The 20,100-nt window shown below is 69.3% G+C and carries 15 protein-coding genes and 1 pseudogene; 5 read left to right on the top strand and 11 right to left on the bottom strand.

The features are described from left to right. Nucleotides 1–24 precede the first annotated feature (24 nt). Nucleotides 25–963, top strand: coding sequence for a phosphodiesterase (locus tag E3O49_RS09715; protein ID WP_134366080.1), 939 nt, complete (start codon nt 25–27; stop codon nt 961–963). Here the strand turns inward: E3O49_RS09715 and E3O49_RS09720 are convergent. From E3O49_RS09720 to E3O49_RS09750, 7 genes and pseudogenes are all read right to left on the bottom strand, one after another. Next, entirely contained in the window at nt 893–2,704 is a 1,812-nt protein-coding gene (locus E3O49_RS09720) for a stealth family protein (protein ID WP_198417478.1), read from the bottom strand. The genes E3O49_RS09715 and E3O49_RS09720 overlap by 71 nt on opposite strands. A gap of 192 nt (nt 2,705–2,896) precedes the next feature. Next, nucleotides 2,897–3,325 carry a DUF1761 domain-containing protein gene (locus E3O49_RS09725; protein ID WP_134366081.1) on the bottom strand — a complete coding sequence of 143 codons (429 nt, stop codon included), beginning with the start codon at nt 3,323–3,325 and terminating at the stop codon, nt 2,897–2,899. 32 nt (nt 3,326–3,357) lie between these two features. Next, the gene (locus tag E3O49_RS09730) at nt 3,358–3,768 is read right to left on the bottom strand and encodes a DUF488 domain-containing protein (protein WP_134366082.1); all 411 of its coding nucleotides are present in this window, start codon (nt 3,766–3,768) and stop codon (nt 3,358–3,360) included. A 32-nt stretch (nt 3,769–3,800) separates the two neighbouring features. Beyond that, nucleotides 3,801–5,909 (bottom strand): thioredoxin domain-containing protein, encoded by a 2,109-nt coding sequence (locus tag E3O49_RS17115; RefSeq protein WP_134451430.1) that lies wholly within the window; start codon nt 5,907–5,909, stop codon nt 3,801–3,803. A 130-nt stretch (nt 5,910–6,039) separates the two neighbouring features. Further along, nucleotides 6,040–6,720 carry a nicotinamide riboside transporter PnuC gene (gene pnuC, locus E3O49_RS09740; RefSeq protein WP_134409917.1) on the bottom strand — a complete coding sequence of 227 codons (681 nt, stop codon included), beginning with the start codon at nt 6,718–6,720 and terminating at the stop codon, nt 6,040–6,042. A gap of 266 nt (nt 6,721–6,986) precedes the next feature. After that, a pseudogene (locus E3O49_RS09745) lies at nt 6,987–7,808 on the bottom strand (aldo/keto reductase); the annotation flags it as partial. A 75-nt stretch (nt 7,809–7,883) separates the two neighbouring features. Next, a complete protein-coding gene (locus E3O49_RS09750) occupies nt 7,884–8,642 on the bottom strand; it encodes a helix-turn-helix transcriptional regulator (protein WP_134366085.1) in 759 nt (252 codons plus the stop codon). Between the two features lie 126 nt (nt 8,643–8,768). On the opposite strand from E3O49_RS09750, the gene hrpA reads away from it, so the two are divergent. Further along, nucleotides 8,769–12,656 (top strand): ATP-dependent RNA helicase HrpA, encoded by a 3,888-nt coding sequence (gene hrpA / locus E3O49_RS09755; protein ID WP_174235697.1) that lies wholly within the window; start codon nt 8,769–8,771, stop codon nt 12,654–12,656. A gap of 29 nt (nt 12,657–12,685) precedes the next feature. Then, nucleotides 12,686–13,696 carry an aldo/keto reductase family protein gene (locus E3O49_RS09760; RefSeq protein WP_134366086.1) on the top strand — a complete coding sequence of 337 codons (1,011 nt, stop codon included), beginning with the start codon at nt 12,686–12,688 and terminating at the stop codon, nt 13,694–13,696. A 121-nt stretch (nt 13,697–13,817) separates the two neighbouring features. Here E3O49_RS09760 and E3O49_RS09765 read toward each other — a convergent pair whose 3' ends face one another. From E3O49_RS09765 to E3O49_RS09780, 4 genes are all read right to left on the bottom strand, one after another. Then, a complete protein-coding gene (locus E3O49_RS09765) occupies nt 13,818–14,570 on the bottom strand; it encodes an amino acid ABC transporter ATP-binding protein (RefSeq protein WP_134366102.1) in 753 nt (250 codons plus the stop codon). 62 nt (nt 14,571–14,632) lie between these two features. Next, nucleotides 14,633–15,673, bottom strand: a complete 1,041-nt coding sequence (locus E3O49_RS09770) for an amino acid ABC transporter permease (protein ID WP_134366087.1) — start codon at nt 15,671–15,673, stop codon at nt 14,633–14,635. 3 nt (nt 15,674–15,676) lie between these two features. Then, the gene (locus tag E3O49_RS09775) at nt 15,677–16,576 is read right to left on the bottom strand and encodes an ABC transporter substrate-binding protein (RefSeq protein ID WP_134366088.1); all 900 of its coding nucleotides are present in this window, start codon (nt 16,574–16,576) and stop codon (nt 15,677–15,679) included. A 194-nt stretch (nt 16,577–16,770) separates the two neighbouring features. Then, complete coding sequence (locus E3O49_RS09780; RefSeq protein WP_370263813.1) at nt 16,771–17,646, bottom strand: sulfurtransferase; 876 nt, start codon at nt 17,644–17,646, stop codon at nt 16,771–16,773. Between the two features lie 42 nt (nt 17,647–17,688). Here E3O49_RS09780 and E3O49_RS09785 point away from each other — a divergent pair, with 42 nt between their 5' ends. Further along, nucleotides 17,689–18,897 carry an MFS transporter gene (locus tag E3O49_RS09785; RefSeq protein WP_134366089.1) on the top strand — a complete coding sequence of 403 codons (1,209 nt, stop codon included), beginning with the start codon at nt 17,689–17,691 and terminating at the stop codon, nt 18,895–18,897. A gap of 159 nt (nt 18,898–19,056) precedes the next feature. Next, a complete protein-coding gene (locus tag E3O49_RS09790) occupies nt 19,057–19,971 on the top strand; it encodes an endonuclease domain-containing protein (protein WP_134366090.1) in 915 nt (304 codons plus the stop codon). The last annotated feature ends 129 nt before the right edge of the window (nt 19,972–20,100 follow it).

The following is a 20,100-nucleotide window of genomic DNA, read 5'->3' on the forward strand; positions in this document are numbered from 1 at the left end:
ACAGCACCAACGAATGGATATTCAGTGAACATTCGAACGGCCGAATACCCCAGGCCGGATCATTTCCTGCTTCACCTCAGCGACACCCACCTGCTCGCCGACGGCGGGCGCCTCTACGGCCGGGTCGACAGCACCGCCCACCTGGCCCGGCTGTTCGCCGACGTCGAAGCATCCTCGGGCCGCCCGGATGCCATCATCATCACCGGTGATCTGGCCGACAAGGGCGAACCGGATGCGTACGCAACCCTGCGCGGCATCGTCGAGCCGGCCGCCGCCCGGCTCGGAGCGCGGGTGTTCTGGGTGATGGGCAATCACGACGACCGGGCGGCCTTCCGCACCACGCTGCTGGACGAGGCGCCGAACACGGACCCGATCGACCACGTCGACTACATCGGCGGCCTGCGCATCATCACGCTCGACACCTCCGTACCCGGCCACCACTACGGCGCCGTGACCGACGCCCAGCTCGACTGGCTGGCCCGGGAGCTTCGCACCCCCGCCCCGGACGGCACAATCCTGGCCATGCATCACCCGCCCGTGCCGAGCGTGCTCGACCTGGCCGTCTCGGTCGAACTCCAGGACCAGTCCGCGCTGGCGCGGGTGCTGCGCGGAACGGATGTGCGCAGCATCCTGGCCGGCCACCTGCACTACTCCTCAACGGCCATGTTCGCGGGCATTCCGGTCTCCGTGGCCTCGGCCACCTGTTACACCCAGGACCTGAACGTTCCGGTCGGCGGCACCCGCGGCCGCGACGGCGCCCGCACCTTCAACCTCGTGCACGTCTACGCAGACACGGTGCTGCACTCGGTGGTGCCGCTCGGCGACTACCCGGCGCTCGACTACATCGAAGCGGCGGAGAGCGCCCGGCGCCTGGCGGGCGACGGCATCCGGATCATGCCCGCGGGTACTCTGCCAGCGTTCCGTGAACCCCCAATGACCACACCGATCCGGGTTCTGCGCTAACTGACAGCGGGCTAACTGACAGCGGGCTAACCGACAGCGCGCCGACCGACAGCGCGCCGACCGACAACTCGCCGCCCGCCGGCACGGTCGGCGCCTGCCCGGCGTCGGCCTGGAACTCGCGTTCCCAGGGGGCGACGATCGGGAAGTACCGTTCGAGGAATTCGGTCACGGCCGCACGGCGCACATCGTCGGAGATCTCGGGGAAGCTGCCGTCGTTGAGGCAGAACATGTCCTGGTCGCGGCGTTTGCGCAGCTTGTTCATCTGGCGCAGGGCCAGTTTGAGGGTGGTCTCCACGTAGAGCGAGCGCACCTGGGTCTGCTCGACCGCGCGCCCCGTCATCAGTGCATAGAAGTGGTAAAGCGAGTTCGTGACCGAGATATCCGTCGCGGAGCGGAACCGGCTGGCCGCGGTGCGGGCGAAGTCCTCGGGGAACTCGGCCTCGAGCTCGGCCATCACGCTCTTCCGCAGCGGTGCCGGCGTGTGCTCGAGGTGCCGGGTGGTGACCTTGCCGAACCGTTCGCGCAGCAGCGCCCGGTTGACCCGGGCCGCGTTCTCGAACCCGCTTCGGCTGGGGTCGTTCTCGCCCAGGCCGATCCGGGTGGAGGCCTCCACGAATTTGGTGATGCCGCCCGGGGAGAAGAACAGCTCCGGTCCGACCGGGCGGCCGAAGAACATGTCGTCGTTGGAATAGATGAAGTGCTCCGCCAGCCCGGGGATGTGGTGCAGCTGGCTCTCCACGGCGTGCGAATTGTGGGTCGGCAGTGCGCTGGTGTCGGGGAAGAAGTCCTCGCTGCGCATGATCGTGACGCGCGGGTGCTCGGCGAGCCACTCGGGGGCCGGCGAATCCGTCGCGATGAAGATGCGCCGCACCCAGGGCGCGAACATGTACACGCTGCGGAGCGCGTACTTCAGCTCGTCGATTTGGCGGAAGCGGGCCTCAGACTCGTCGCCCGAGCCCACGACGTAGGCCTGCATGCGCTTGGCCCGTTCCCGCTGGAAGTCGCTGGATGAGCCGTCGACCCAGGAGAAGACCATGTCGATGTCGAAGCTGACGTCGCTGGCCAGGTCGTCGAACATGTGCTGCAGGGTGCGCCAGGTGCGCCCGAAGAGTTCGATCGTGGTCTCGCGTACCTCGGCGCGCGGCATCCGGGTGCGCATCAGCGAGTTCTCGACCGGGGCGACGATCTCGTCCTCACCGAAGTACCAGAGTTCGAGCTGAAAGGCCGTCTCGGCGCCGTACCGCAGGCGGCCGATCGGTTCGATCCGCGGGCGGTAGACCCGGAACACGGATGATGCGCGCAGCGTGGACAGGGCGCCGTCGGCCAGCAGCAACGGCTGGGTCAGGCTGCCGTCCAGCGGCAGGGCGTAGAAGGGCTCCTTCGCGAACGCTGCGATCAGGATGCGGGTGAGCTGCTTGCGGCGCTTGCGGTCGACCGCGATCACGGGCCGGTCATGGTCGCCGCGCACGAGCAGGAAGTCGATGCCGGCGGCGTCGAGCACGTCGGCGACGGCGAGCAGGTCCTTGACCCGGGACTCGCGCGGCGTGAAGTGTCCGTTGATCAGATTGATCTCACCCTTGCGCACGACGACGTCTTCCCGGTCGAAGCGGCGGGTGCGGGGGTCAGGGGTCAGCAGAACGAGCTCAGGCGCGTGGCTGATCGACAGTTCGGGGCTGGCCGACGTGGTGGCCGGGTCGAGCGGGGCATGCCGGTCGTCTTCTGGGCGATCGAAACTAGACATGGTCCTCCTCGAGAATTGGGAACACTGATTCTCAAGGCAACCGCGTGCAATGCCAGGGAGAGTGCGTCCGTTGGTACCGGACAGCCACGAACCCCTTCGAGTCAGGGAGCGAAGCAGCCGGTGGAACGCGGTGGCGCCTCCCCTAGTGTACGTCGCCGCCCTGACGCCGGGTGCGTGGTCGCTCTGGTGTCGCTACGGGGCGCCGATCCCGAACAACCCGATAATCAGAGCCATCAGCAGCAGGGTGACCAGTTCGTGCGCGATGTTGAGCACGGTGAGGCCCGCCGGGCGGCGATCGAATGCGTCGTGCGTGATCATGCGGGCCGCCGTGAAGCCGGCCCAGAGGATGAGCGCCGTCAGCAGTGCGTTGGCGAGGAAAGAGCCGCCGTAGAACGCCTGCACGATCGCCGCGGCGCCGGCCAGCACCCAGGCCGTGAGGAAGCTGACGACCACGGTGACGACGAGCGGGGCCGCCGAACCCGGGCGCACGCTCTCCTCGTCGTGGCCGACGGCCTTCATCCAGTAGGTGCCGAACACCCGGCGCGAATACCAGATCGCCCCGACTGCCATGCTCGACGCGGTGGCGAGGAGGACGGCCCAGATGTTTGTTTCGGGAACCATGTCGGAATCCTTTGGGAGTGGGCTTCGCCGGTTCAGGCGGAGCGGTTGGGTAATTGGGGATCGCGCGGTTCGGGGTTGTCGGCCAGATAGGCCGCGAGCACCCGGGCGTGGTTGACGACCGGGTCGCGGGCGCCGTAGACGAGGGTCGTCTCGGTGTGCGCGGCCGTGTTCCGGGCGAGGAGTGCCCTGAGCTCGGCCACGGCTTGCCGGGTCTGCGGCGCTGCCCCCAGTTCGGCGGTGTAGCGCTCCGCGAACTCGGCCAGCCGAGCGGGGTCGTGGTTCCACCAGGTGCGCAGATCGGGACTGGGGGCGACGTCCTTGAGCCAGAGATCGAGCCGGGCGTGCTCCTTCGAGACCCCGCGCGGCCACAGCCGGTCCACGAGCACGCGCACGCCGTCGGACTCCGCCGGCTCGTCGTAGACCCGCTTGATCAGGATGCCCATGCGGCCAGTCTCGTCTCGGTCGGGTACTTTCTCTAGTCCGCGTCTGCGGTCTGCGTTGCGGTCTGCGTTGCGGTCTGCGTTGCGACGGTCGGCAGGTCGGCCGGGTCGGTAACCGGCAGGCTGCAGACGAAATCGCGGCAGAGGTACGCCGTGGGCCGCTGGTCGCGCACGGTGCGGTCCCGGAACAGCTCGAAACCCGCGGCCGCGAATGCCTCGGCCTGGCCGTGGGTGACGGATGCGACGAGTCCGGCGACGCGACGGCGCACCGCGTCGAGCAGCTCACCGGACGTGCCCGGCCGGGCGTCCTCGTCCGGCACCACGACCACCAGTTGCTCGGCCGGACCGGCCAGCTCGGCCAGGAGACGGAGGGCCGCGCCGAACGCGAGCGGCCGCTCCCGGACGCGGTCGGCCAGCAGCGCCATCGCCGCCACGGCGGCCGTGCGATACCGGTCCTCGGCGGTCAGCAGGAACAGCAGGTGCGCCGCCTCGGCGGTCGCCGTGATCCCCGACGGGTAGGCGCCCTCCGACGGGTCGACCTCCAGGGCGAGGCCCTGGCCGGCCAGGATCGGGTCCGGGCCGTCCGGCGCTCGAAACGGCGTCCGGGCCGGGGCATTCCCGGCCGTGTGTGCGGTGTCGGCGGTGTTGGCGGTGTTGGCGGTGTTGGCGGTGTTGGCGGTGTCGTCGGTGGTGTCAGTGGTGTCAGTGGTGTCAGTGGTGTCAGTGGTGTCAGTAGTGTCGGCGGTTTCGGGTGTTTCGGCTGTGTCGGTGGTGGTCGATAGCGTGGCGTCGATCAGTCGGCGCGCTGCCGTGGCGTATCGCACCTCACCCGTCGCGAGAGCCAGCTCGAGGAGGCCCGATGCCAGCATCCCGAAGTCCTCCAGTGTGGGCTGGGCGGTCGACGTGCGCCCGGCGATCGACGCCCGCACGAGACTCCCGTCCCGGCGGAGGTGGTGCTCGAGCAGGTAGTCCGCCGCCCGGGCCGCGGCCGCCGTGAAGGTGGGCTGGTCGAAGGCGAAGCCGGCCCGGGCCAGCGCGGCGATGCCGAGGCCGTTCCAGCCGGTGAGCACCTTCTCGTCGAGTGCGGGCGGGGTTTCCTGCCGGCGGTCGTCTTCGTCGAGAGCGTAGTAACCGCCCTCGACGCGGCGCCCTCCGACGGTGCTTTCGGAGTCCTGCGCGCTGGCGAATCCGCCTCCGGGCAGGCCGAGCACGGTGATCAGGAAGCGTGCAACGCCCCCGGCGACGGAGCGCGCCCACTGCTCGCCGGTGAGCTGCCAGGCCCGGGTGTAGAGGTCCAGCAGTTGCGCGTTGTCGTAGAGCATGCGCTCATAGTGCGGATCACTCCAGTCGCGGTTGACGGCATACCGAAAGAAGCCGCCCTCGACTGAATCACGCAGCGGCGACGCCCCCATCCGCTTGAGGGTGCGCAGCGCGAGCGCCCGCCCGGACTCCTGCCCGGGTTCTTGCCGGGGTTCTTGCCGGGGCTCCGTGGCGCGACCGAGCAGGAAACCGAGAACCGGCGCGACCGGGAACTTCGGCGCGCCGCCGAAACCGCCGAAACGCGGGTCTTCCTGCGCCGCGACCTCGCCCGCCACCCGGTCGAGGTCGTCGTCGCCCGGCAGCTGCCCCGTGGGGATCTGCTGCGCGGCGGCGGCGAGCGCGTCGGCCACCAGCGACGCGCTCTCGGTGACCTCCGCGCGGCGGGTGGTCCAGGCATCCGTCACCGCCTCGAGCATCTGCCGGAACGACGGATGCCCCGGCAGCGGCAACGGGGGAAAATACGTGCCGGCGTAGAACGCCTGCCCCTCCGGGGTGACGAAGACGTTGAGCGGCCAGCCCAGCCCGCCCACGAACGCGCTGGCCGCGGCGAGGTAACTGGCGTCGACCTCCGGGTGTTCCTCCCGGTCGACCTTGATGCTCACGAAGTGCGCGTTGAGGTAGTCGGCGAGGTCCGGGTCGCTGAAACTCTCCCGGGCCATCACGTGGCACCAGTGGCAGGTCGAATAGCCGATCGAGACGAGCACGGGCACGTCGCGCAGGCGCGCCTCCACGAATGCCTCCGCCCCCCAGCCGTGCCAGTCGACGGGATTGTCGGCGTGCGAACGCAGGTAGGGGCTGATCGCGGCGGCGAGGAGGTTGGGCATGCCTCCATTGTGCCCGCCGCCCCCCGTGTGCGCCCGTAGCCGCCGGCCCGGCGGCGCAGCGCGCAGCGGGTACGCCCGGCTTGGTGCGCGTTCGCGCGGCCTAGTGCGGGTTCGCTCGGGTTCGCGCGGCCTAGCCTTGCCCGGTGAGTTCGCGGGCGACGAACTCCTGGCGGCGGCGCTGCACGCGCATCCAGATGAAGAAACCGGTGATGGTGAACGCCCCGTAGAAGAGGTAGAGCACGGCGGAGGCGTAGTACCCCGCGCTGAGCAGAAGCGGCACCCCGACGATGTCAACGGCCACCCAGATCAGCCAAAACTCGGTCCAGCCCTTCGCCATGCCGTAGGTCGCGAGCAGGGATCCGGTGAAGATCCAGGCGTCGGCCCAGACCGGTTCGAACGAGCCGAGCGCGCGGAAGATCGGCGTCAGGATCAGGGTGCCGGCGACCAGGCCCAGGCCGAGCAGGATGCGCGTGCGGTTGCCGGCCCAGTGCGGCGCGACCGCGACGTGCGTCGCGGAGTGGCGGCTGCGCGACCACTGCACCCAGCCGAAGATGGACACGACGATGAACATGATCTGCCGTCCGGCCTGGCCGAGCAGGTTGACCGGGTTCGGCGTGCCGAAGACGGCGCCGAGGAAGACCGTGAACAGGAGGGCATTGCCGAGGATGCCGACCGGCCACGCCCACACCTTGCGGCGCATGCCCCCGACCGCGCTCAGGATTCCGAACGCGTTGCCGATGACCTCACGCCAGAGAATGGTCTGGGTTCCGATCTGCAGCTGGGCGTCGAAGAGCCACTCAATCGGATTCATCCGTCATCTTCTTTCCGTTAACCACCCAAACCTATGCCCCCACCGCCCGCAGCCGAGCCCGCTCGTCCACTCCCGAGCCCCGACTGCTGCTGCCGAGCCCGCTCCCACCCCGCAGGTCTCGAACCAATTCGACGGAGATATTGCTCTAAAACCGCGGATCCGGGCCGTTTCGGGCCGTTTCGGGCAAAATCTCCGTCGAATTCGTTAGGGGCGCGTGGGCGCGTGGGCACGGCGGGGGGGGGGGGGGGGGGGGGGGGGGGGGGGNTGACGTCGTTGGGGTGCGCGCTCACGCGGCCGGCGCGCTCGAGGGACGAGATCGTGGCCAGCTCCGTGCGGCTGAGCTCGAAGTCGAAGACGTCAAAGTTTTCGGCCATGCGCCCGCGGTTGCTGGACTTGGGGAAGACGATGTTGCCGGTCTGCAGGTGCCAGCGGATGACGACCTGAGCAGGCGTCTTGCCGTGCGCTTCGGCCGCGACGGCCACCACGGGCTCCTCGAAGAGCGGGTATTTGCCCTGGCCGAGCGGCCCCCAGGCCTCGATCCGGATGCCGTGCGCCCGGGCGAACGCGGTCACCTCCCGCTGCTGGTGGGCCGGGTGCAGCTCGATCTGGTTGACCGCGGGTACGACCCCCGTTTCCGAGATGACACGATCGAGCTGGGGCTCGAGGAAGTTCGACACCCCGATCGAGCGGGCCCGGCCGGACTCGCGGATCTGCTCGAGCGCCTTCCAGCTCTCGACGTAGCGGTCGTTGGCGGGCGCCGGCCAGTGGATCAGATAGAGGTCGACGTAGTCGAGCCCGAGCTTCTCGAGGCTCTCGTCGAACGCCTCGAACGCCGACTCGGTGCCCTGGCGGTCGTTCCACAGCTTGGTGGTCACGAACAGTTCGGAGCGGTCGATGGCGGATGTCGCGAGCGCGGCTCCGACCCCCACCTCATTGCCGTAGATGGCGGCGGTGTCGATGTGCCGGTAGCCCACCTGCAGAGCGTCACCGACGATGCGGGCGGTCTCATCGGGGTCGACCTTGAACACGCCGAAGCCGAGCTGCGGGATGGTCTGGCCGTCGTTGAGGGTCAGTGTGGGCACGGAAATGGTCATCGGCCCACCCTAGGTCGCGGCCACGGCGGCAAGCTGAACGGCAGGCAACGGCCGGGTTACGAGACCGGGTCAAGCGCGCGCGTCGGCCCAGTCCCGGCCCAGCCGCAGGTGGCACAACTCGGGACCCACGAACGGGCGCAGCTCGATCTGGTCCGGGTCGCGGCCCAGATCGCGGGCAACGCCGCGCACCAGGCCCAGGTGAACGGAACAGATGACCTCGGTGTTCCGCCGCGCGTCGTCCCGGAACGGGCAGGCGTGCAGCGCGATGACCGGGGCGGCGGGAGCAGTGGCGGCGGGAGTGGGAGCGGCAGCGTCGGGAGCGGCAGCGTCGGGAGCGGCAGCGTCGGGACCCGACGCCGCGGCATCCGTCGCCTCGTCGGGGTCGAAGCCGAGCCGGTCGAGGATGCGCAGCAGCGGCCGGACGCCCTCGTCGGCGGTCCCCCGCAGCTCGTCGGCGTAGGCCGAGGACCAGCGTTCACCGGCGCGGGTCGCCCGGGCGCGCCCGCGGTCGTCATCCTCGGCGAGTGCACCGGCGAGCACCCGGCTCATGTCGTGCTGGGCGCCGTCTTCGCGCGTGGCCGGTCCGGCCGTGAAGAGGATGCGAGGCCGCCCCCTGGTGCCCGCGCGGTCGACGGCACGGCGGATCAGGCCGGCGTTCTCGAGCTGGTCGAGGTGGAACCGGGCCGTCGTCACGTGCAGCCCGACGCGCCCCGCGACCGCGGCCGCGTCGAGGGGAGAGGCTGAGTCCATCAGGAGGTCGAGCACCTGACGGCGGGCGTCGGACGCGAGGGCGGCGTGTCGGTCCCCGTTCCCTTCCTCAGTGTTCATTCTTTGATGCTAACATCGTGCGGTTTAAGCGCCACCCCGAGTCAAGACAGAGGCAAGACAGAGACGCGACGGAGGCGAGACGAAGGCGCGACAGACCTCAGGCGGAGGTCATACGATGGAAGGCTCATGATCCCCGTCACTATCACCTTCCCGCCCGAGCTTCCGGTCAGCCAACGACGGGACGACATCGCGCGCGCCATCCGCGACAACCAGGTGGTCATCGTCGCCGGCGCGACGGGCTCCGGCAAGACCACCCAGCTGCCGAAGATCTGCCTGGAGCTGGGCCGGGAGAACATCGGGCACACCCAGCCGCGCCGCCTCGCCGCGCGCACGATCGCCGAGCGCATCGCCGAGGAGCTCGGTCAGGAGGTCGGCCAGACAATCGGTTACCAGGTGCGATTCACCGACCAGGTCGGCCCCGACACCCGGATCAAGCTGATGACCGACGGCATCCTGTTGAACGAGATGCACCGCGACCGGATGCTGCGCAAGTACGACACGATCATCATCGACGAGGCGCACGAGCGCAGCCTCAACATCGACTTCCTGCTCGGCTACCTGCGGCAGCTGCTGCCGCAGCGCCCCGACCTCAAGCTGATCATCACCTCGGCCACGATCGACCCGCAGAGCTTCGCGGAGCATTTCGCGGCGCCCGACGGCACGCCGGCCCCGATCATCGAGGTCTCCGGTCGCACCTTCCCGGTCGAACTCCGGTACCGCCCGCTCGTCGCCGAGGTCATGGACACGGACGACGACGAGACGACGGATGCCGCGCCCGGCGTCGACCGCGACTACATCGAGGGCATCTCGGCCGCGCTCGACGAGCTCGAGCGGGAGTCCAACGGGGACGTGCTCGTCTTCCTCAGCGGTGAGACCGAGATCCGTGACGCGGCGGACGCCCTGCAGGGCAAGTACGCCTCCTCGGGGCGCACCAGCCCCACCGAAATCCTGCCGCTCTACGGCCGGCTCTCCTCCGCCGACCAGCACCGGGTCTTCCAGCCGTCGACCGTGGCCGGAGTGCGGCGCCGGATCGTTCTCGCCACCAACGTGGCCGAGACCAGCCTGACCGTGCCCGGCATCCGTTACGTCATCGACGCCGGCACCGCCCGGATCAGCCGGTACAGCGTGCGCTCCAAGGTGCAGCGGCTGCCGATCGAGGCGATCTCGCAGGCGTCCGCGAACCAGCGGTCCGGCCGAAGCGGGCGCACCAGCGACGGCATCGCCATCCGGCTCTACTCCGAAGAGGACTTCGGCCGCCGGCCCGAATACACCGAGCCGGAGATCCTGCGCACGAACCTGGCCGCGGTCATCCTGCAGATGATCTCCCTCGGCCTCGGCGACATCGCCGCCTTCCCCTTCCTCACCCCGCCCGATTCCCGCGGCATCAAGGACGGCCTCGACCTGCTCGCCGAGCTCGGCGCCGTCGCGCCCGGCGCCGCGGGTCACGGCGCCGGCGGCAAGACCGAGAGCAAGCCCGGCATCTCCAAACTGACCCGGATCGGCCAGCAGCTCGCGAAACTCCCCATCGACCCGCGGTTCGGCCGGATGGTGATCGAGTCCAAGACTCAGGCCGTAAGCCGTGAGGTGATGGCGATCGTTTCCGGGCTCACCATTCAGGACCCGCGCGAGCGCCCGCTCGAGCGCCGCGCGCAGGCAGACCAGCAGCATGCCCGGTTCGCGGACCCCACCAGCGATTTCCTGAGCCTGCTGAACCTCTGGAACTACCTCGAGGCACAGCAGAAGGAGCTCGGCTCCAGCGCGTTCCGCCGCTTGTGCAAAAACGAGTTCCTCAACTATCTGCGCGTGCGCGAGTGGCAGGACGTCTACAAGCAGCTCCGCCAGATGGCCAAGCCCCTCGGCCTCCACATCGGCGACCCGACCGTGAACCCGGACGGCATCCACCGCGCCCTGCTGGCCGGCCTGCTCTCCCACATCGGGCTCAAGGACACCGCGAAGAAGGACTACATCGGCGCACGCCAGCAACGGTTCGTGATCTTCCCCGGCTCGGCGCTGGCGAAGAAGCAGCCGAACGCCGTGATGAGCGCCGAACTGGTCGAGACCAGCCGTCTGTTCGCCCGGATGAACGCCGTCGTCGACCCCGCCTGGGCCGAACCCCTGGCCGGGGAACTGTGCAAGCGCAGCTACTCCGAACCGCACTGGGAGAAGAAGCAGGGCGCCGTCGTCGCCTACGAGCGGGTCACCCTCTACGGGGTGCCGATCGTGCCCCGCCGCCGGATCCAGTTCTCCCGCGTCGACCCGGCCTACGCGCGGGACCTGTTCATCCGGCACGCCCTCGTCGAGGGCGAGTGGGACCTCGACCGGATCGACCAGAGGGTCACGGCCTTCGACCGCGCCAACACGAGCCTGCGCAAGGAGCTCGCCGAGCTCGAGGAACGCACCCGTCGCCGCGACATCCTCTTCGATGACGAGGCCGTCTTCGAGTTCTACCAGAAACGTATTCCGGCCGACGTATGCTCCACGCGCACCTTCGAGACCTGGTGGCGGCAGGCACGGATGCAGACGCCCGACCTGCTCACGATGACCGCAGACGCCCTCGTCCCCGAGGACGCCCCCGAGATCGATGAGGCCGTGTTCCCGCCGATCTGGCGGCAGGGCGACCAGAAGTTCAAGCTGAGTTACCGGTTCGAACCGGGCGAGGAAGACGACGGCGTGGCCGTGCAGATCCCCCTGTCCCTGCTCGCGCGGCTCTCCCCCGCCGGGTTCGACTGGCAGGTGCCCGGCCTCCGCGCCGACCTGGTCACGGCCCTGATCAAGTCACTGCCGAAGAGCATCCGGCGCAACGTGGTACCCGCCGCCGACTGGGCCAGGCGGCTGCTGAACGAGCTGCCCCCCGCGCCGGGCGAGGTCGGCACCGGCGCGGTCGGCGGCTCGATGTTCGACCCGGTCGACACCCCCTTCGCCGAGACCCTGGCCGCGCTGATCCAGAAGCTCACCTACGTGCCGGTGAGCGTGCACGACTTCGAACTGACCCGGGTGCCGGCCCACCTCCGCATGACGTTCCGGGTGGTCGACGAACGCGGGCGCGCGATCGCCTCCGGCAAGGACCTGGCCGACCTGCAGCGCCGGCTCGGCAATCAGGCCCGCGAGAGCGTCGCCGCGGCATCTGCTGCCACCCCCACCAACGCGATCGAGCGCTCCGGGCTCACCACCTGGGAATTCCCCGAGCTGCCCCGATTCCTCGACACCCGGCAGGGCGACAACACCATCCGCGGCTACCCGACCCTGGTCGACGAGGGCACGTCGGTGGCCATCCGGATGATGAGCACCGAAGCCGAGCAGGCCCGCACTCTGCCGGGCGGGGTGCGCCGCCTGCTCCTGCTGGCCACGCCCTCCCCCGTCGCATACGTGCAGCAGCACCTGACCGGGGCCGAGAAACTCTCCCTCGCCACCAGCCCGTACCGCACCACCCAGGCCCTGTTCGACGACTGCCTCGCGGCGAGCGTCGACGACGTGCTGTTCCGGGTGAAACCGGACGGCCAGGTGTTCATGCGCGCCGAGTTCGACACCATCCGCGACCGCGTATCCGGCGTGGTGATGGACTCCATGTTCGATACCGTCGGCCTCGTCGCCCGCATCCTCGCCGCCGCCCGCGCCGCCGACAAGGCCCTGAAGGCGTCCACCAGCATGGCCCTGCTACCGGCCCTGACGGATGCCCGCGCGCAGCTCGCCGGGCTCGTCTACCCCGGTTTCGTCAGTGCCACCGGGCTCGTGCAGCTGCGGCACCTGCCGCGCTATCTGGCCGGCATCACCGCCCGGATCGTGAAGCTGGGCGACAACCCCAGCCGCGACCGGGTCTGGATGAACGAGAGCCAGGCCGCCACGGCCCGGTTCGAAGACGCCGGCGGAAAGATCCCCCTGCAGGCGAGTGCCGCCGCCAACCTGGTGCGCGCGCGCTGGCTGATCGAGGAGCTGCGGATCAGCCTCTTCGCCCAGGAGCTCAAGGCCGCCGAACCCGTCTCGCTGCAGCGCATCCACAAGGCCCTGACCGGTTAGAACCGCGCGCAGCCACCTAGGCTGAAAGCATGGAATTCCGCTACCTCGGCTCTTCGGGCCTGAAAATCTCCGAAATCACCTACGGCAACTGGCTCACCCACGGTTCCCAGGTCGAAAACGACGTCGCCACGCAGTGCGTGCACACCGCGCTCGACGAGGGCATCACCAGCTTCGACACGGCCGACGCCTACGCCAACACCCAGGCGGAGTCCGTGCTCGGCGACGCCCTCAAGGGCCAGCGCCGCGAGAGCATCGAGATCTTCACCAAGGTCTACTGGCCCACCGGGCCGCGCGGCCACAACGACGTCGGGCTCTCCCGCAAGCACATCATGGAGTCCGTCAACGGGTCGCTCCGCCGCCTGCAGACCGACTACGTCGACCTGTACCAGGCTCACCGCTACGACACCGAGACCCCGCTGGAAGAGACGATGCAGGCCTTCGCCGACATCGTGAGGCAGGGCAAGGCGCTCTACATCGGTGTGAGCGAGTGGACGGCCGCGCAGCTGCGCGCCGGCCACACCCTCTCCAAGGAGCTTGGCTTCAGCCTCATCTCCAGCCAGCCGCAGTACTCCATGCTCTGGCGCGTGATCGAGGACGAGGTTGTGCCGACCTCCCGCAAACTCGGGATCGGCCAGATCGTCTGGTCCCCCGTCGCCCAGGGCGTGCTCACCGGCAAGTACAAGCCCGGTCAGGCCCCGCCAGCCGGCTCGCGCGCGACCGACCTCAAGGGCGGCGCGGACATGATCAGCCGATTCATGAACGACGACGTGCTCACCCGGGTGCAGAAGCTCAAGCCGATCGCGGACGACCTGAATCTGTCGATGGCGCAGCTGGCCGTCGCCTGGGTGCTGCAGAACGACAATGTCTCGGCCGCCCTGGTCGGCGCCTCGCGGCCCGAGCAGGTGCGTGAGAACGTCAAGGCAGCGGGCGTGACGATCCCGGCCGAGAGCATGCGTCAGATCGACAAGGTGCTCGGCAAAGTCGTGGAGCACGACGCCGCGATGACCTCGGCCACCGCGCCGCAGAGCCGCCCGGCGTAATCCCCGGGCCGCTCAGCCCCACGGCGCGGCCCGCCGGCCCCACGAAAATCGCCGTTCGCGCCGAGAGTTCCCGCACCAGCGGGCATTCTCGGCGCGAACGGCGATCGTGAGTCGCGAGGGGCTAAAGCACCTTCGACAGGAACGCCTGCGTGCGGCGGTGCTGCGGGTTCGTCAGGATCTCGTCCGGGTCGCCCGCTTCGACGACGACGCCGCCGTCCATGAAGACGAGCGAGTCGGCGACCTCCTTGGCGAAGCCCATCTCGTGGGTGACCACGATCATGGTCATCCCCGACTTGGCCAGACCCTTCATTACGTCGAGCACCTCGCCGACGAGTTCGGGGTCGAGTGCGCTGGTCGGCTCGTCGAAGAGCATCAACTTGGGCTCCATCGCGAGCGCACGGGCGATCGCCACGCGCTGCTGCTGGCCGCCGGACAGGTGCGCAGGGTAGTACTCGGCCCGTTCCGCCAGGCCGACCCGCGCCAGGAGGGCACGCGCCGTCTGCTCGACCTGCGCCTTCGGCAGGCCCTTCACCCGGATCGGGGCTTCCATCACGTTCTGCAACGCCGTCATGTGCGGGAACAGGTTGAACCGCTGGAACACCATTCCGATGTCCCTGCGCTGCCTCGCCGCTTCCTTGGGCGCCATCTCATACAGCTTGCCGTTCGCCTCCCGGTAGCCGATCAGCTCGCCGTCGACGCTGAGCCGGCCGGCGGAGAGCACCTCCAGATGGTTGATGCAGCGCAGGAACGTGGACTTGCCGGAACCGCTGGGCCCGACCAGGCACATCACCTCGCCGCGCTTGACCTCGAGGGAGATGCTCTTGAGCACCTCATTCGAGCCGAAGCTCTTCGAGACCTGCTCGGCGAGCACCATGGGTGGCGCCGTGGCAACGGATGCCGCGGCCGGCGTGTTCCGGGCGCTCGGGTTCATGTCGCTCACGACTGACCTCCGGGGTTGGTGGGCGGCGTGGTCTTCGGTTTGATCGTCGGCGGCACGATCACGGTCGGCTGGCCGGAGCCGACGACCGGGACGACGCCGGTGACGACGCCCGTTCCGGTTCCGAGGTCCTTCTTGTCGTCCTGGCGGTCGCCGACCCCGCGGGCGAACCGCTTCTCGAGGAAGTACTGGCCGACCATCAGGATGGAGGTGAAGAACAGGTACCAGATCGACGCCACGATCAACAGCGGGATCGGGTTGAACGTCTCCGCGGAGATGTCCCGCGACCGGGTGAACAGTTCGAAGCTGAACGGCACGGCCGTCACGAGCGACGTCGTCTTGAGCATCGAGATCACCTCGTTGCCGGTGGGCGGGATGATCACCCGCATCGACTGCGGCAGGATCACCCGGGTCATGGTCTGCGACCAGCTCATTCCGAGCGCGGTCGCAGCCTCTTCCTGGCCCGGGTCGACCGCGAGCAGGCCTGCCCGCACGATCTCAGCCATGTAGGCCGCCTCGTTCAGGGCCAGGCCGATGATCGCAATCGTGAATGTGCTCAGCGCCGCGTTGGTCGAGAACGAGACCCAGGGGTCCATGAACGGGATGCCGATGTCGATGGTGGAGTAGATCAGGGAGATCAGGCCCCAGATGGTCAGCTGCACGTAGACCGGGGTGCCGCGGAAGACCCAGAGGTAGAACCAGGCCAGGCTCTTGACCACCGGGTTGGGCGAGAGGCGCATCACGGCCAGGATCACACCGAGGATGATCGCGATCACCATCGAGTAGACCGTGAGTTGCAGGGTAACGACGGCCGCCTGCGAAATGCGCCGGTCGAACAGGTACGTTCCGACCGCCGGCCAGTCGTAGGCGGGGCGGAACGCGGCGTCGACGAGCACGGAGACGAAGACCAGCACCAGCAGGATGGCGAAGACCATCCGCCACGGGTGGCGCAGCTTGATCGCCTTGATCGGAACCGAATGAGCCGGCTCGGTCGGCGGGAGGGTTGCCCCGCCGGTCGGCTTCGGGTTTGTGGTGCTCATGAATTATCCGTTCGCTGCCGCATTGATCGTGATGGTGTCGATCGCCCCGTCGGCCACGCCCCACTTGTCCAGAATCCCACTGTACGTGCCGTCATCCACCATGGACTGCAGCGCGGCCTGCACGGCCTGAGCCAACTTGGAGTCTTTGGCGACCACGATGCCGTAGGGCGCCACGTCGAAGGTCTCTCCGGCCTTCTGCAGCTTGCCCTTGGTCTGCTCGATGGCATACAGAGTGACGGGCGAGTCGGCGCTGAGGGCGTCGGCCTGGCCGAGAATGACCGCGTTGGTGGCGGCATCCTGGGTGTCGTACTTGAGCTTCTCGATCGGCGCCTTGCCGGCGGCGACGCAGGCGTCGCTCTTGGCGGGCACCTCGTCGGTGTCCTCGTATGTGGTGGCCTGCACGGCCACCTTCAGCCCGCAGGCGTTGTCGGGGTCGACATCCTTGCCCGTGGCCGAGGCCCACTGGATGCCGGCGGTGTAGTAGTTGACGAAGTCGACCTTCTTCTCGCGCTCGACGTTGTCGGTGAAGGAGGACACGCCGATGTCGGCCTTGCCGCCGGTGACGCTCGGGATGATGTTGTCGAACTTCGCGACCTGGAACTCCGTCTCCAGGCCGAGCTTCGCGGCGACGGCACTGGCGATCTCGATGCCCCAGCCGATCGGCTCGCCGGCCTCGTTCTTGAACTCGTTCGGCGCGTAGGTGGGGTCGGCGCCCACGACGAGCTTGCCCGTATCGGCGACGTTTGCCGGGACCAGCGCCGCCGCAGCGTCGTCGACCTTGACCTTGCCGGCTGTGGACCCGCCCGAGGATCCACCCGTGCTGGGTGTCGAATTATCGACGCAGCCGGTGAGCATGAGGGCCGTTACGGCGGCGAGGGCCGGGAGCAGGTATTTTGCGCGCATTGCGAAACCTTCTTCGTGGTTTGTCGGATGTTGCTGGTTCGTCTTTGAGCTCCGTGAACAGGATGCGACAGATGTGAGCATATAACAGGTCGCTCACGCGGATTCCGTGCGTAGATAACGTTTTGAGCCAGCCTTACCGAGCGTGGAAGACTCCCTGCGTCCCAGTATGGCAATCCGCGTGTTTCCGGCGGAATTCACGCCGCGGCGTGCGGATCCCCGGTCTCCACCGGGCGCCCGGGCAGGTTCGACCACTGCGACCAGGAGCCCGGGTACAGCGCGGGCACGAATCCGGCGATGGTCAGGGCGGCCGCCTCGTGGGCGGCCGTCACCCCCGAACCGCAGTAGACGCCCACGGTGCTTGCCAGCACAGTGCCGGCACGCACAGTGCCGGCATCACTCACGCCGAGGGCCTCGAACCGGGCGCGCAGTTCGGCCGCCGGCCGGAAAAATCCGTCGGCCGTGAGGTTGGCGGCCGTGGGCGCGCTGACCGCCCCGGGGATGTGACCGGCCCGAGGGTCGATCGGCTCCGTGTCACCGCGGTAGCGCTCCGCGGCGCGGGCGTCGAGGAGCACACCCGTGCGGGCCAGTCGGGCGGCGGCATCCGCGTCGAGCACGGGGAGTGAGCCGTACGACAGGGTGACCGTGCCGGCCGGTGCCGGCTCGTCGCCGGTGGCGAGCGGGAGGCCGGCGCGCCGCCAGGCGGCGAGCGCCCCGTCGAGCAGCAGCACCTCGCGCACGCCCGCGTGCCGCAGCAGCCACCAGGCGCGGGCGGCCGACATCCCGCCCAGGTCGTCGTAGACCACGACCGTGTCGGCGTCGGTCAGTCCCCAACGGCGGGCGGCGGCCTGCAGCGCGGCGATGCCCGGCAACGGATGTCGCCCGTCGGGCGGTTCGCCGTGGCCGGCCAGCTCGGTGTCGAGGTCGACGTAGACGGCGCCCGGGATGTGGCCGGCCCGGTACTCCCCGAGCCCGGGCGGGTCGCCCAGCTTCCAGCGCACATCCAGCACGCGGATGTCGCTTCGCTCCGACAGCTCCGTGGCCAGTTCCATGGCCGTGATCAGTGTTCGCACGCGTCCACGCTAACTCACCGGCCGCGGCCTAGACTTGAGTAAGTGAGCAGCTACTGGACCCTTCTGAAGACACCGGGCGTTGCTCGCGTCATCGCCGCCCAACTGACGGCCCGTTTCCCGTTCGGGATGCTGTCGCTGGCGTTCCTGATCCACATCGAGCAGGTCTACGACTCCTACGGCTCGGCCGGCCTCGTGCTCGGCGCCATGAGCATCGGCCAGGCCATCGCCGGACCGCTGACCAGCCGCCTGATGGGCCGCTGGGGCATGCGCCCGGTCATCCTGGCCACCCTGATCGTGTGCGCGAGCTCCATCGTGACGATGGCCCTGGTGACCCTGCCCATCTACGCATTGATGGCCATCGGCCTGGTCGCAGGGCTGTCCACGCCGCCGATCCAGCCGGCGGTGCGCACCATCTACCCGAAGATCGTCAACTCACGCCAGCTGACGCCGCTGTTCTCGCTCGACGCGTCGGCCCAGGAGATCATCTGGGTGCTGGGCCCGGTGATCGCCACCTTCGTGGCGATCCAGGTCAGCTCGGTGGCCGGCATCCTGCTCGCCGCCGTGTTCCTGGTCGGCGGCGGCGTCTGGTTCCTGGCGCTGCCCGAGGTGGGCCGCGTGCGCATCCCCCGCAGCCGCCGCAAGCTCGGCGTCGTGCTCAAGCGCCCGCCGGTGCTGCTGAGCACCATCGTCGGCTTCATGCTGGTCGCCGCCTGCGCCGCGGTCGAAGCCGGCGTCGTCGCCGCGTTCGGGCACGGCAGTTCGGACTCCGGCTGGGTGCTCGGCATCTTCGCGGCCGGATCGCTGATCGGCGGCCTCGCCCTCGGCCACGCCCCGATCGGGCCGTGGGCCCTCGCCGTACGGATGCTGATCGTCACCGTCGGCCTGAGCCTCGCCACCCTGGGACTGAGCTTCTGGTGGCTCGCCGCCACGCTGCTGCTCGCGGGCATCGGCATCGCCCCGGCGTTCGCCGTCTTGTTCGGGATCGTCTCCGCCAGCGTGAAGTTCAGCGACACCGCGGAAGCCTACGGCTGGGTCGGCACGGGCCAGCTGATGGGCGCCGCGATGGGCTCCGCGATCGCCGGGTTCATGATCGACCACAGCGGCGCCGGCGCGGCGATCCTGGTCGCGGCCGGTTTCGCGGCGCTCGGCACGCTCATCCCCGCGCTCGGCCGCCGCTGGCATCCCGACCTCCGCGGCCGCGACGCGAGCCCGATCCCCGACACCGCCCCCATCCAGGTGCAGGTCTCCTAGCCGCTCCCGGTCCCCGCCTCTTCGCCGAGCGGTGAGTTCGGCTCCTGTTTTTCGTGTTTTGAGGAGACTTCCTCACGGCTCGGCGGCGGGAGTGACCGGGTTTTGCGGGGCCTGTGGAGAGATCGAGCGGGCGGATGCCGCGTGGGACATCCTCGAGGCATGTCGCCGCACAGCCCGCTGCCGCCCGAATTCGGGGATGAACCGTTCCTGGTCGGCCGGGCGCTCGACCTGGGCGTGGGAAAGAACCGCCTCGGGGGCCGCGATCTCGCCAGGCCGTTCCGCGGCGTGCGCGTGGCCGGTGCCCCTCCGGCGTCGATCAGCGAGTTGTGCCGCGCCTACACGGCCCGGATGCCGCCCACCCACGTGTTCAGCCACGTCACCGCGGCAACGCTGCACGGCCTGCCTCTGCCGCATTGGGCGCTCGCCGATTGCCGCCTGCACGTCACCGTGCCGGCCGCGCACCGGTCGCCGCAGATGGCCGGGGTCGTCGGGCACGAGCTGTGCGAGCGCCTGATGGATGTCGAGCTGATCGACGGGCTTCCGCTCACGACCCCGCGGCAGACCTGGATCGACCTCGGCCCGGTGCTGGATCGCGGGTCTCTGATCGCCGTCGCCGATTTTCTGTGCGCGGGGCAGCATCCGCGATACACGCCCGGGGAACTGCGCGCCGCCGTCGCGGGCCTGGCCGGGCGCCGGGGCATCCGTGGTCTGCGCGAAGCGGCCCTGTGCAGCCGCGCGCGGGTCGATTCGGCCAAGGAAACCGAGACCCGCCTCCTGCTCCTGGACTCCGGGGTGCCCGAACCGGTCGTGAATTTCGAGGTGACGGATACCGCCGGATGCTTCGTGGCCCGGGTCGACCTCGCCTGGCCGGCCTGGCGGGTCTGCGTGGAGTACGAAGGCGAGCAGCACCGCACCGACCGCAGCCGGTTTCGCTCCGACATCACCCGCCGGGAGCGGCTGGAGGATCTGGGCTGGCGGGTCATCCGCATCACCGACGACGACCTGATGCACGGCGGCCGGGAGTTCCTCCGCCGGGTACGCGTCGCCCTCGCCGCGCGCGGCTGCCTCTTCTGAGCACCGATTTCTTCGCCGAGCCGTGAGCATCGCCCCCGTTTTCGCTGAAAAGTGGGGCGATGCTCACGGCTCGGCGGAATATGCAGGCCCGTCGGGTGGCGCATCTGACGCGCGGCCGGAGGGGCAGGA

The sequence above is a fragment of the Cryobacterium shii genome, from assembly GCF_004402595.1.
Lineage (GTDB): Bacteria > Actinomycetota > Actinomycetes > Actinomycetales > Microbacteriaceae > Cryobacterium > Cryobacterium shii.